Source organism: Cobetia sp. 4B, from assembly GCF_018831605.1.
Taxonomy (GTDB): domain Bacteria; phylum Pseudomonadota; class Gammaproteobacteria; order Pseudomonadales; family Halomonadaceae; genus Cobetia; species Cobetia amphilecti.
On the sequence record NZ_CP059843.1, the window covers coordinates 2,959,814 to 2,972,166 of the forward strand.

The 12,353-nt window shown below is 63.4% G+C and carries 10 protein-coding genes and 1 pseudogene; 3 read left to right on the forward strand and 8 right to left on the reverse strand.

What is annotated here, in order from left to right; translation table 11 throughout:
• Positions 1 to 182 precede the first annotated feature (182 nt).
• Positions 183 to 1,529 (forward strand): Na+/H+ antiporter family protein, encoded by a 1,347-nt coding sequence (locus H2O77_RS12185; RefSeq protein ID WP_213114862.1) that lies wholly within the window; start codon positions 183 to 185, stop codon positions 1,527 to 1,529.
• Positions 1,530 to 1,693: 164 nt separating this feature from the next.
• Positions 1,694 to 2,752, forward strand: coding sequence for a DNA polymerase IV (gene dinB, locus H2O77_RS12190; RefSeq protein WP_054556292.1), 1,059 nt, complete (start codon positions 1,694 to 1,696; stop codon positions 2,750 to 2,752).
• A gap of 117 nt (positions 2,753 to 2,869) precedes the next feature.
• Here the strand turns inward: dinB and purU are convergent, their stop codons facing one another.
• Positions 2,870 to 3,724, reverse strand: coding sequence for a formyltetrahydrofolate deformylase (gene purU / locus H2O77_RS12195; protein ID WP_043336780.1), 855 nt, complete (start codon positions 3,722 to 3,724; stop codon positions 2,870 to 2,872).
• 414 nt (positions 3,725 to 4,138) lie between these two features.
• On the opposite strand from purU, the gene H2O77_RS12200 reads away from it, so the two are divergent.
• The gene (locus H2O77_RS12200) at positions 4,139 to 5,719 is read left to right on the forward strand and encodes a ribonuclease J (RefSeq protein ID WP_043336797.1); all 1,581 of its coding nucleotides are present in this window, start codon (positions 4,139 to 4,141) and stop codon (positions 5,717 to 5,719) included.
• Positions 5,720 to 5,928: 209 nt separating this feature from the next.
• On the opposite strand, the gene H2O77_RS12205 is transcribed toward H2O77_RS12200, so the two are convergent.
• From H2O77_RS12205 to mobA, 7 genes and pseudogenes are all read right to left on the reverse strand, one after another.
• Positions 5,929 to 6,213 carry a hypothetical protein gene (locus H2O77_RS12205; RefSeq protein ID WP_043336782.1) on the reverse strand — a complete coding sequence of 95 codons (285 nt, stop codon included), beginning with the start codon at positions 6,211 to 6,213 and terminating at the stop codon, positions 5,929 to 5,931.
• A gap of 240 nt (positions 6,214 to 6,453) precedes the next feature.
• On the reverse strand, positions 6,454 to 7,443 hold the full coding sequence (moaA, locus tag H2O77_RS12210) for a GTP 3',8-cyclase MoaA (RefSeq protein ID WP_054556294.1): 990 nt from the start codon (positions 7,441 to 7,443) through the stop codon (positions 6,454 to 6,456).
• Between the two features lie 155 nt (positions 7,444 to 7,598).
• Positions 7,599 to 8,060, reverse strand: a pseudogene (locus H2O77_RS12215) (molybdenum cofactor biosynthesis protein MoaE); the annotation flags it as partial.
• Between the two features lies 1 nt (position 8,061).
• The gene (moaC, locus tag H2O77_RS12220; RefSeq protein ID WP_215823193.1) at positions 8,062 to 8,895 is read right to left on the reverse strand and encodes a cyclic pyranopterin monophosphate synthase MoaC; all 834 of its coding nucleotides are present in this window, start codon (positions 8,893 to 8,895) and stop codon (positions 8,062 to 8,064) included.
• A 163-nt stretch (positions 8,896 to 9,058) separates the two neighbouring features.
• Entirely contained in the window at positions 9,059 to 10,498 is a 1,440-nt protein-coding gene (glp, locus tag H2O77_RS12225) for a gephyrin-like molybdotransferase Glp (RefSeq protein ID WP_215823194.1), read from the reverse strand.
• Positions 10,495 to 11,094, reverse strand: coding sequence for a molybdopterin-guanine dinucleotide biosynthesis protein B (gene mobB / locus H2O77_RS12230; protein ID WP_215824595.1), 600 nt, complete (start codon positions 11,092 to 11,094; stop codon positions 10,495 to 10,497). The genes glp and mobB overlap by 4 nt, the downstream gene beginning before the upstream one ends.
• Positions 11,095 to 11,610: 516 nt before the next feature.
• Positions 11,611 to 12,327, reverse strand: a complete 717-nt coding sequence (gene mobA / locus H2O77_RS12235; protein ID WP_215823195.1) for a molybdenum cofactor guanylyltransferase — start codon at positions 12,325 to 12,327, stop codon at positions 11,611 to 11,613.
• Positions 12,328 to 12,353 lie beyond the last annotated feature (26 nt).

Here is a 12,353-nt window from a genome sequence, read left to right on the forward strand (position 1 = left end):
TGCGCCGTTTTTGACGGCATTCAGGAGGAAGCCGCAGGAACACTGCGACAGCAAGGCATTCGTCACGAATGTACACGTCATGCGAGGCATTGCCCCGGGATCGGGTGGCCACGCACCCACAGTTCGCCCGCTCTGTCCGCAACACTCCCAAAGCTGGCACAACCCCACATAGAGGTACTCGCATGAATGCGGTAATTCTGGCCGTCCTGGTCATGGTCGGCCTGTCGTTGGCTCGCGTCTCGGTCGTCTTCGCGCTGGTCGCCGGCGCCCTGGTCGGCGGTCTGTTCAGCGGTCTGTCACTGACCGACACGCTCGGCGCCTTCAATGACGGTGTCGGCGGCGGCGCCAAGGTCGCGCTGGCCTACGCCACTCTCGGTGCCTTCGCCGTCGCCCTGTCTCGCTCCGGTTTGCCGGACCTGCTCGCCGCACGCCTGATCGGCCTGCTCAATGGCGAAAGCACGCCGCGCCGCCAGACAGCCATCAAGTACGGCCTGCTGGGCAGCGTGACTCTGGTCGCGATTTCCTCCCAGAACCTGATTCCGGTCCACATCGCCTTCATCCCGATCCTGATTCCGCCGCTGCTAGTCGCCATGAACCGCCTGCGCCTGGATCGTCGTGCCGTGGCCTGTGCACTGACCTTCGGCCTGACCGCGCCCTACATGCTGCTGCCGGTCGGTTTCGGCTCCATCTTCCTCAACGACATCCTGCTGGCCAACATCAATGAGGCCGGTCAGTCGCTCGGTCTCGACGTGACCCGCGGCATGGTGCCGATGGCGATGGCGATTCCGGTCGGCGGCATGTTCCTCGGCCTGCTGACGGCGCTGTTCGTCTCCTACCGCAAGCCGCGTGACTACGCGACCCGCGAGATCAAGTCCAGCAACGTACCGCACCACACGCCCATGCACACGCCGTCCAAGAGCGGCCTGATCATGGCAGGTATCGCCATCATCGCCGCCCTCGGCATTCAGCTGTATTCCGGTTCGATGATTCTCGGCGGCCTGGTCGGCTTCGCCATCCTCTCGCTGGGTGGTCTGTTCAAGTGGAACGAAGCGGATGACCTCTTCACGTCCGGCATGCGCATGATGGCGCTGATCGGCTTCATCATGATCTCGGCGGCAGGTTTCGCTTCCGTGATGAAGGCCACCGGCGACATCCAGACCCTGGTTGACGCCTCCTTCCACATCATCGGTGACAACAAGCCGCTGGCCGCGCTGGTCATGCTGATGGTCGGCCTGTTCATCACCCTCGGCATCGGCTCCAGCTTCTCGACCATTCCGATCATTGCCGCCATCTACGTGCCGCTGGCGCTGCAATTCGGCTTCTCGCCACTGGCCACCGTCGCGCTGATCGGCACCGCCGCCGCGCTGGGGGATGCCGGCTCACCGGCCTCTGACTCGACCCTCGGCCCGACTGCCGGCCTGAATGTCGATCAGCAGCACGACCACATCTGGGACAGCGTGGTGCCGACCTTCATCCACTACAACATCCCGCTGATCGTGTTCGGCTGGGTGGCCGCGATGACGCTGTAATCCGCTGAGCGACAGTCTCGCGCCTAAGCGAGATGCCAGACATGACAACGCCCGACAGAGAGGACCTTCCTCACTGTCGGGCGTTGTCGTTGCTGGGCCGGCTCAGGCGCAATGAATGGGCACAACTACTGGACAGCCATCCAGTCTTTTAGCATGATGCGCGCATGCGCAAGATCCTCCACGCCGACTGCGATTGCTTCTATGCCGCCGTCGAGATGCTCCGCCATCCCGAGTGGCGCGAGGTGCCCATCGCCATCGGTGGCCGCACCGAGCAACGCGGTGTCATCGCCACCTGCAACTATCCCGCGCGTGCCTTCGGCGTACGCTCGGCGATGTCGACTGCCCGCGCGCTGCGCCTGTGCCCACAGCTGATTCTGGTGCCACCGGACTTCGAGCGCTACCGCGCCGTTTCCGCCGAGATCCAGTCACTCTTCCATGAGCTGACGCCCCTGGTGGAGCCCCTCTCGCTGGATGAAGCCTATCTGGATGTCAGCGCCGTGACTGACTTTCAGGGCAGCGCCACCTGGATGGCGCGCTGGTTGAAGGAAGAGGCGCTCAAGCGCACCGGCATCACGCTTTCCCTTGGCGTGGCCGCCAACAAGTTTCTGGCCAAGATCGCCAGTGACTGGGAAAAGCCCGACGGCCTGACGGTGATCACGCCCGAGACCAGCGACGCCTTCATCCGCCAGCTGCCCGTCGGCAAGCTGCACGGAGTCGGCCCCGCGACGCTGGCGCGTCTGACGCGCCTGGGCATCACCACCTGCGAGGACATGCGCACCACGCCGTTGACGACACTGGCCGAGCACTTCGGCAAGTTCGGCACCCGCCTGCACGAACTGGCGCACGGCATCGATGAGCGACCGGTGCGTGTCGAGCGCGAGCGCAAGTCGATCAGTGTCGAGCACACCTTCGATCACGACCTGCCTGATCTGCCGGCCTGTCTCGAGCGCCTGCCCGCCCTGCTCGAACGCCTGACCAGCCGCCATGCCCGTCATGACCAGCCGGTGCTGGCCAAGCAGTTCGTCAAGATCCGTTTCAGCAACTTCGAGAGCACCACGCTGGAAAGCCTGCTCCCCGCCTCGACCACCACGCTGCCGAGCGCCAACAGCTTCGCCCTGCTGATGGAGCAAGCCTGGCAACGCGGCCATCGCCCTGTCCGTCTGCTGGGCGTCGGCGTACGCCTCAAGGCCCGCGAGGACGCCCAGCAGCTGGGGTTGTTCTAGCTCGCGCCAGGCGCCCACCCCATCCCGCAAACAACAAAGCCGGCACCTGAAACAGGTACCGGCTTCTTCGTCACGACCTCAGGTCGGTGACAGACTCATGCGTTGAGCAAGCGAGGCTCAGGCAAAGACGATGGTCTTGTTGCCGTGGATCAGCACGCGATCCTGCAGGTGCCAGCGCAGGCCGCGCGCCAGCACTTTCTGCTCGACATCACGACCGATGCGCACCAGTTCCTCGGCGGTATGGCAGTGAGTGACGCGATGGATGTCCTGCTCGATGATCGGGCCGGCATCCAGCTCTTCGGTCACGTAATGACAGGTCGCCCCGATCAGCTTGACCCCACGCCCGAAGGCCTGGTGATACGGCTTGGCGCCCACGAAGGAAGGCAGGAAGCTGTGGTGGATGTTGATCAGGCGACCGGCATAGCGCTCACACAGACTCGGCGGAATGATCTGCATGTAGCGCGCCAGCACGATGCAATCGGCCCGGGATTCTTCCACCAGACGCTCGACTTCGGCAAAAGCCGGCGCCTTGTCATTCTTGTCGACCGGCACGTGATGGAACGGAATGCCGTGCCATTCCACCAGCGAACGCATGTCATCGTGGTTGGAGATGACGCAGGGAATCTCGCAATCCAGATCACCGGACTGCCAGCGATGCAGCAGGTCCACCAGGCAATGGGAGTCCTTGGAGACCATCAGCACGACACGCTTCTTGGCAGCGGTGTCATGCACGCGCCACTGCATGCCGAACTCTTCACCGATCGGGGCGAAGCGCTTGCCGAGCTCAGCGGCGCTCAGACCGATGGTTTCGGGGTTGATCTCATAGCGCATGAAGAAACGACCGGCACCAAGATCAGAATGCTGATTGGCTTCGGTGATCCACCCGCCCTGCTCGGCGATGAAAGTGGAAACTCGGGCAACAATTCCGACCTGATCAGGGCAGGACACCACCAGGCGATAGGCGTGAGACATCGTAAGTTCAACCATTGTGATAGCGGGAATGATGTTCAGCCGGCGAAGCGCCGGCCTGCGCGAGGAATCATGACACCGCCCGTAAGCAGCCCCTCGGCAAAGGTGGGCTATTGTAGCTGATCACGCGGCCTGAAACAGTGCTGCACCCCGATTCTGTCCATATGGTCAATACGACATTGCGATCAGCGGCCATCACGCCGGCCCACCTCAAGGCGTCACGCGGACGGCCGGGGCGCTCTCGAATCGACTCGACCGGACAACAGCGCCATTTGTGGCGCTTCGCGGGATTCCCGTATAGTTGAGCCACATTTTATAGATGGCATGACATCCATGTTGAAACCCCGCGTTCAAGTCCGTCAGAGACAACGTCCGCCGCTGCACCTGCTACCGCTGGGTGGCTGCGGCGAGATCGGCATGAATCTGACGCTGTATGGTTATCAGGATCACTGGATTGCCGTGGATTGCGGCATGATGATTCGCCAGGACCTGCCGGAGGGCCCGCTGCAGGTGCCGGATATCGAGTCCCTGGCAAGCCTGGGCATCAGCCCGCAGATGCTGGTGATCACCCATGGCCACGAAGACCACATCGGCGCAGTCGCTTGGCTGTGGCCGAAATGGCGCTGCCCGATCATCGCCACGCCCTTGGCGGCTGGCCTGCTGCGCGCCAAGTTTGCCGAGCGCGAGCTGGAAACCTCCAGCCTGCAGATCATCGAGGTGGATGAAGGTTTTGAATCCGGCCCCTTCGCGCTGCGATTGCTGCCACTGACCCACTCCATTCCGGAAAGCTGCTCGTTGTTGATCGTCACGCCGGAATATCGCGTGATGCATACCGGCGACTGGAAGCTGGACCCGGAGCCGTTGATCGGCGAGCCCACCGATCCGGAGCGCTATCAGGCACTGGCGCCGGTCGATCTGGTCGTCGGCGACTCCACCAATGCGCCGCTGGCGGGTCATTCGCGTAGTGAAGGCGAGGTAGCACGCGCACTGGAGAAGACGCTGGCCGGCTGTCGCGGACGCGTCGTCGTGACCTGCTTTGCCAGCAACCTGGCCCGCATCCTGGCACTGGGGCGCGCCGCCGCACGCAATGGTCGCCGGATCACGCTGCTGGGTCGCTCGATGGAGCGCATGGTGCGCGTCGCCCGCGGTCTCGGCTATCTGGAAGACTTCCCGCCGCTGGTCCCGGTGAAGGACCTGGGCTATCTGCCGCCGGAAGAAGTCATGGTGATCGCCACCGGCAGTCAGGGCGAGCCGCGCGCCGCGCTGTCGCGCCTGGCCAATTCCCGCCATCCGGACTTCGAGCTGGCTGCCGGCGACACCGTGATCTTCTCTTCCAAGGCGATTCCCGGCAATGAGCTGGCCATCGGCAAGCTGCACAACGCCCTGACACGCCTTGGCGTCGGCATCATGGAAGAGAAGCAGTTCCCGGACCTGCACGCCTCCGGGCACCCGGCGCAGGAAGAATTGCGCACCTTCTATGGCTGGCTGAAACCGGTACGTCTGCTGCCGGTGCATGGCGAATATCGCCACCAGCTCGCTCACACCCAGGTGGCACAGTCCCTGGGCATCGAGGCACCGCTGATTCCCGTCAATGGTGACGTGATTCGCCTCGATGCTCAGGGGCTGTCGGTGGAGAAACGCCTGACACTGCACGAACGCATCATCGAGCATGACAAGGTGCGTCCGCTGGATTCCATGGACCGCCGTGCCCGCGCGCGTCTCGGCCGGCATGGCAGCGTCTCGCTGGCGTTGCCCGTCACGCTGCAGGAGGCCGGCTGGGTTCGCATCGGCCGCTTGATGCTGGATATCAGCGGCACCTCAAGCCTGGATGAAGACAGCTTCGCCGAGTGGCTGGATGACACCCTGGCAGGCCTGGATGCCAGCAATGAACGTGAACTCAAGCAGCAACTCGATGGCCGCATCAATCGCTGGCTGCGCAACCACCTGCGCCATGAGCCGGTGCTCTTCCTGCATATCATGGCCATGAATCAGGAGTGAGTGTCGCGCCATCATTGAAGTGATGGCCGCCTTTAGCTCACCGCCCTGCACAAAGCAGCGCATGAAAAAGCCCGCTCGGGAAATACCGGGCGGGCTTTTCTGCTGCTGGGAGGCGCTCAGGGACTGGTGATGGCGAGATTGCCGACTTGCCGGCTGGCAATCTCGATCTCAAGCGCTTCAGCCACCTCCATGGCGTCAGGCCGAAGGTCTCAAACGGACTTGTTCTTCGGCGGACGGCCACGACGCTTGGGCTGATCACTGACCAGATCATCCACGGAAAGGCCAGCTTCGATCATCGCATCACGAATCTCGGCAAGCTTGCGCTCCTTGGCGATTTCTTCTTCGCGGCGCTGCTCGTCTTCTTCGGCTTTCTGCTCGATCACCTCATTGATGACCTCGGAGAGCTTGTGCAGTTGTTCCATGGACAGCTGACGCGCTGCTGCACGAGCAACATTCTTGTTACGAGCGATCTTTTCGAGAGAATCGGCTGTCATTTCGCTACCTCCACCATATGCACTGAGCTGGAATCCCTGCGAGTCATCGCATTGGATGTGATAATGCAGCAAAGTATAAGCGCTAAATATGAACTAACAAGCCTTGTCAAAAGCAAGGCAGTGTTTCCATAGGATAGACCAACAAAAACCCCGCTTGATAGCGGGGTTTTTGTCAGCGCCTGTGAGTTATCCGAGATGGCTCGATCAACATGAGCGCCACGACTGATGACGAAAAAGGACTCAGCCTCCCGTCATGTTCATGAAGCGAACGATCTGGACATCACCATCCGTCGTGAAGTGATGACGCTCGGGCTTGAGGTGCATGGCATCGATGATCGCGGCCTTGAGCGGCTCGATGTCACCCGGGTGGCGACGCATGATGTCACGCAGGTCAAGCGAGTGCTCATTGCCAAGACACAGCAACAGACGCCCCTCTACCGTGACGCGAACGCGGTTGCAGGTCGAGCAGAAGTTATGACTGTGCGGTGAGATGAATCCCACCCGTGATTCGCTGTCCGCCATGCGGAAATAACGCGCCGGCCCCAGGCTGTCTTCAAGCGTGGGAATCAGCGGATAACGCGTCTCGATGCGCGCCTGGACATCATCACTGGAGCAGAAAGTCTCATCACGACCGTGGTCCGAGACCTGGCCCAGCGGCATCTCCTCGATGAAGCTGATGTCCAACCCTTCCTCACGCGCGAATTCGACCAGCGACACCACTTCGTGATCATTGCGCCCTTTCAGCACCACTGCATTGAGCTTGATGCGGAAGCCTTCCTCGCGCGCAGCACGGATGCCGGCGATCACCTTGTTCAGGTCGCCGGTACGCGTCAGCGCCTTGAAGCGCTCCGGGTCCAGAGAATCAAGGCTGATATTCAGCCGTGACATGCCGGCGGCCTTCAACTGCGCGGCGTGCTTGGCAAGGCCCGCGCCGTTGGTGGTCATCGAGAAGTCCTTGAGCCCCTCGAGCGCGCCGATTTCATCAACCAGCTTGCCGATATCACGCCGTACCAGCGGCTCCCCTCCGGTCAGGCGAATCTTCTCGACCCCCAATTCCACGAAAGCGCGCGCCAGCAACGCGATCTCTTCAAGGCTCAACACCTCGTCGCGCGGCAGAAAGGTCATCTCTTCGCTCATGCAATAGACGCAGCGAAAATCACAGCGGTCCGTCACTGACAGGCGAACATAGCGGATGCGACGACCGAAGTCATCGACCAGGGTTTCCATCATGACTCTCCCGAAAACTTGGGTGTTGCCAGCGCTGATTGTCTCTCTTCGCCGCTGGCCTCGGCCAATGAGTCATCAGCCTTGTGTTGCTCGGCAAGGGGGGATACCGCTTCACCCTCTGCCGTCACCGCGGACTCTGGATGCCAGCGCTCGAGTGCCTCGCGATCGCTCGAGCGCTCCCGCACCCAATAATCTCCCGTGGCGGTGTGCTCCTTTTTCCAGAAAGGCGCCCGCGACTTGAGGTGGTCCATCAGGAAGTCACAGCCGGCAAAGGCAGCCTGACGATGCGCACTGGCGACCAGCACCAGCACGATATTGTCGCCGGGCTCGAGCCGTCCGACACGGTGAATGATGCGCACCCCGGTGAGCGGGAAGCGCTCGCGCGCCTCTGTGATCAAGCGTTCGAGGCTACGCTCCGTCATGCCGGGGTAGTGTTCCAGCGTCAGCGCGACGACATCCGGTCGCTGATTGAAATCACGCACCAGCCCCGTGAAGGACACCACGGCACCGATGTCGCCGCGCCCACGCGTCAAAATGTCCTGCTCGATACGCAGATCAAAATCGCTGGCCTGAATGCTGACCGAAAAGGCCTGCGAGGCTTCGTTTGCGACCTGGGTCATGTCAGCCCCCCGTCACCGGCGGGAAGAAGGCGACTTCATCACCGGCATTCAGTGGGTGGTCATCGCGCACCATGTCCTGATTGACGGCGCACAGCACGCGAGTGTCATTGAGCGCTTCAAGCTGAGGGTCACGCAGCGCCAGGGTGCGCTTCAGGCCCCCGACCGTCGCTTGGGACAGCGTCGTCAGATTCAGCGCCAGGCTGTCGAGATCCAGACGTTCCCGCAGTTCCGCCAGGAAGAGGACCCGCACGGTGGCATCACCGCGTGCCGCCGGAGCGGCCTGTCCCGCTGTCGCTTCGATGGGCTCAGCTGTCGCAGAACGGCTTGGTTCAGACGACGTCTGCTCGACAGCGGCGGCTTCGTCCGGGCGCTGCCAGTCACCACTCTTGCCACCGGTCTTGGTCTCGAGCTGGATATCGCCGATCACGATACCCTTGTCGACCGCCTTGCACATGTCATAGAGCGTCAATGCCGCCACCGAGGCCGCCGTCAGCGCCTCCATCTCGACACCGGTACGCCCATTGAGGCGGCACAGCACCTGAATTTCCACGCAGCTGTTGGCGGTGTCCAGCGTGAAGTCGACGGTCACCTTGGAGAGCATCAAGGCATGACAGAGTGGAATCAGCTCATGAGTGCGCTTGGCCGCCTGGATACCGGCAATACGCGCCGTCGCCAGCACATCCCCTTTGGGCAAGCCACCTTCGGCGAGCAGAGCGAGCGTGGCAGGCAGCATGCTGACGCGTGCGCTGGCTCGCGCCTCGCGGCGGGTTTCCTGCTTGTCCGCAACATCCACCATATGGGCTTCGCCGCGTGCGTTGAGATGAGTAAGGCTCATGAGCTGTCTCGTATCCGTATCGGGTGCGCCTGACTGGCGGCAATCTCTGAAATACCAATGCCTGAAGAAGCAGGCAGGCAAGCCCTGATGGACAGGACTGGCCAAGAAATTAGCAGACTATCTTTTCATGAATCAGCTGGCATGACCACTGCGCGGGCATCGCCTAGACGATGCCGCGGCTGCCCAGCCACTGCACCATGACCGGCTCGCCGGCGTGAAGCGTGGCGCAGCCGGCGGGAATCTCGATCAGGCATTCGGCCAGCAACATCGAGGTCAGAATACCCGAGCCCTGCCGCCCCGTGGTCATCACCACCTGACGCCCCTGGTCATCCAGCACGATCTGGCCGCGATGATAGTCGACACGCTCGGCACGTGAGCGCAGCGTCTCGCCGGCGATCAACTGCAGGCGCGGGGCTTGCCACTGTGCCAGTGTCGTCGCGGAGGCGCCCTCCTCAGCCTTCGCCAACCGCTGCTGGCCCGACAACAGGCGCAGCGCGGGCAGCACGAACTGCAGGAAGGTGACCATGGTCGCCACCGGATTGCCCGGCAAGCCGAAGAACGGCACCTGACCAGATGACGACGCGTCGGCGGCGGATGTGGCACGCAACATGCCGAACGCCAGCGGGCGCCCCGGACGCATGGCGATGCGCCACAGGGCGAGCTCACCACAGGCAGCGAGGGCGCTGCGCACATGATCGGCCTCGCCCACCGACACGCCGCCGGAGGTGATGACCATGTCGGCACGCGTCGCGGCATCACGCAGGGCAGCACTCACGCTCGCCTCGTCATCGCTCAGGATGCCGAGATCCAGCACCTCGATGCCCTGGTCGCGCAGCAGCGCCACGAGGCTGAAGCGATTGGCGTCATAGAGGCCGCCGGCCGGCAGCGTCTCGCCGGGGGCCGTGACCTCGTCACCGGTGGAGAAGATCGCCACCGTCAGTGGCCGATAGACGGCGACCTCGGCGAGCCCGAGCGACGCCAGCACGCCCACGGCGGCAGGCGTCAGCCACTGGCCAGGCGCCATCACCTGGCTGCCGCGCGCGATGTCCTCACCGGCCTGACGCACATTCTGGCCACGGCGAATGCTGGTCACGCCCTCGATCACCACCCGCTCGCCTGCTTCGCTCTCAATCAAGCCCTCGCCCTGCCCTTCGCCCTGCGCGGAGCGATACTCGAGCTGCTCCTGCATGACGACGGTGTCGGCGCCTGCGGGCAGGGCCGCGCCGGTCGTGATGCGCATGGCCTCCCCCGCGGCGAGCGCCCGCCCCGTCCAGGGATGGCCCGCCAGCGAGCTGCCGATCACGCTCAGCTCGCAGTGATCGCTCAATTCGCCGCGATCGCTCAGGGGCTCGCCGCTCGCCGCGTCTGGCAATGAAGTCTGCGCCAGCGCGATGCCGTCCATCGCTGCGTTGGTCTGCGCCGGAACATCCAGCGGCGAGATGACCGTCTCGGCGAGCACACGTCCGGGCGCCTGCGCCAGGGCGACACGCTCGCTGCGCGGCGTGCGCATCACGCCCGCCAGGCTCTCCCCCAACACGCTCAAGGCTTCATCGACGCTCAGCATGCGCTCGCCGAAACGCGGATCGAAACACGACAGACTCATGCGCCCACCTCGCCACGCGGCTTGCCGCCTTCCAGACGCCAATGCACCGGCCAGGCGGCGATCCAGGCGGCCAGCGCCTGAGGATCGTCAAGATCCAGCCGCTTGAGGTCCTGCGGCACATCATCACGAGGCGGCAGCTGCGCCGCCGGTGTCGCCAGCGCATGGATCCAGGGGTCCTCTGGGGCTCGCAGCGGCTTGCCCACGGCCTCGCGGTACAGCTCAAGCTTGGGCAGCGGCCACTGCTTGAAGCCCTCGACCAGAATCAGGTCCACCTCCAGCCCCGCAAGCTGCGCCACCAGCTGCTCCAGATCGGCCTCCGCCTGGTCCGGCGTCTCCATCATCAGCGCAAAGCGCTTGGCGGACGCCACCAGCATCGGCACGGCACCGGCCGTTCGCAGACGATGGCTGTCCTTGCCCGGCGTATCGACATCGAAGGCATGATGCGCATGCTTGATCACGGCGACACGGAGGCCGCGAGCTCTCAACTCGGGCAGCAGCTGCTCGAGCAGCGTGGTCTTGCCGGTGCCGCTCCAGGCCGCGATGCCCAGCAGCGGACACGCTGACGCCGCCAGACGTGCCTGCCAGGCGGGCGACATCCCGACTTCATGAGAAATATCACCACGCGGCGTGGGTGCGTCACTGCGGGGGGAGGAATGTTCAGCACTGACAGCGGTATCAGCACGCTGGTCAGTCGTGGAAGAAGACTCAGGCATGAAGGTTCTCTTGATGATTCCGGCGTATGGCGGCCTGTCGACGGGCCCATCGCAGCGCTCCCGCGCCCGCAAGGGAAAAGATGACGATGACAATGCGGGCTGAGCGGATGCCATGAAGGTGAACACGCACGGCGCTCATTTCAATGGGGTAACGGCTCGATATGAGCAAGGGTTCAATGGGGGCAACGACGCAGAGTGGCAAGACACCCGCCAGAACCACCAGACACGACACTTTCAAGGTGCAACGCCAAGGCCATCAATACCGGACAGGCAAAGACAATAACCCGCCAGACTCCTGAAGAGACGCTCCCGGCGATGACCACCTGCATCACAATGACACACTCTGGGCGTGCAAGCGGGAACGGATGACACGCAGAGGACGTCAGGAAAGAAGCGCGCTCAGCGCGAGCCGGCTTCCATCTCGCGGCATTCTTCAAGGGTATTGAGATTGGCGAAGTCCTGCTCGCTGCCCGCCTGCACCTTGAGCCAGACATGCTGATCGAACCAGCGGTCGATCTTGCGCTCGCCAGCGGCCAGCGCCGCCTGCAGCGAAGGCAACAGGCCACGATGCATGAGACAGATCACCGGATGGTAACGGAACTCGTCTCCCGCCACGGCCAGCAGCGCAGGCCCGGCATCAACCGCGTGACCGCCCTCGACAGTGAAGCCTTCCAGCTGATCGCCGTTGGCATGATCGATCAGCGCCACACTCAGCGTCTCGACCAGCTCATTGGGCAGGTGCGGCACATCGCAGGCCACCATCATCACCCAGGGCGTCCGCGCTGCCGCCAGCGCACTGGCCATGCCCATCAGGGGACCGTGGTAGCCCTGCTCGCTGTCTTCGACCAGCGGATGACCATAGGCGGCATATTCGGCGTGCGAGCGGTTGGCATTGATCAGCAGCTCACCCACCTGAGGGGTCAGGCGCGCCAGTACATGCGCCACCAGCGGCACCTCATTGAGCATGACCAGTCCCTTGTCGACGCCACCCATGCGCCGCGCCTGGCCACCGGCCAGCACCACCCCGGTGATATTGGCGGGCGTGAGCGAGGCCTTGAGCTGCTCGGCATCGCTCGGCAGTGGCGTGGCGTCAGAGGTGTGATTGGAGCTCGGCATGAAGGCGTATCCCGGTCGAGTGCGCA

Excerpts from the sequence above, each read along its gene's own strand:
- H2O77_RS12185 (WP_213114862.1), top strand. The coding sequence starts at position 183 with ATGAATGCGGTAATTCTGGCCGTCCTGGTCATGGTCGGCCTGTCGTTG.
- dinB (WP_054556292.1), top strand. The coding sequence starts at position 1,694 with ATGCGCAAGATCCTCCACGCCGACTGCGATTGCTTCTATGCCGCCGTC.
- purU (WP_043336780.1), bottom strand. The coding sequence starts at position 3,724 with ATGTCTCACGCCTATCGCCTGGTGGTGTCCTGCCCTGATCAGGTCGGA.
- H2O77_RS12200 (WP_043336797.1), top strand. The coding sequence starts at position 4,139 with ATGAATCTGACGCTGTATGGTTATCAGGATCACTGGATTGCCGTGGAT.
- H2O77_RS12205 (WP_043336782.1), bottom strand. The coding sequence starts at position 6,213 with ATGACAGCCGATTCTCTCGAAAAGATCGCTCGTAACAAGAATGTTGCT.
- moaA (WP_054556294.1), bottom strand. The coding sequence starts at position 7,443 with ATGATGGAAACCCTGGTCGATGACTTCGGTCGTCGCATCCGCTATGTT.
- moaC (WP_215823193.1), bottom strand. The coding sequence starts at position 8,895 with ATGAGCCTTACTCATCTCAACGCACGCGGCGAAGCCCATATGGTGGAT.
- glp (WP_215823194.1), bottom strand. The coding sequence starts at position 10,498 with ATGAGTCTGTCGTGTTTCGATCCGCGTTTCGGCGAGCGCATGCTGAGC.
- mobB (WP_215824595.1), bottom strand. The coding sequence starts at position 11,094 with ATGTCGCCCGCCTGGCAGGCACGTCTGGCGGCGTCAGCGTGTCCGCTG.
- mobA (WP_215823195.1), bottom strand. The coding sequence starts at position 12,327 with ATGCCGAGCTCCAATCACACCTCTGACGCCACGCCACTGCCGAGCGAT.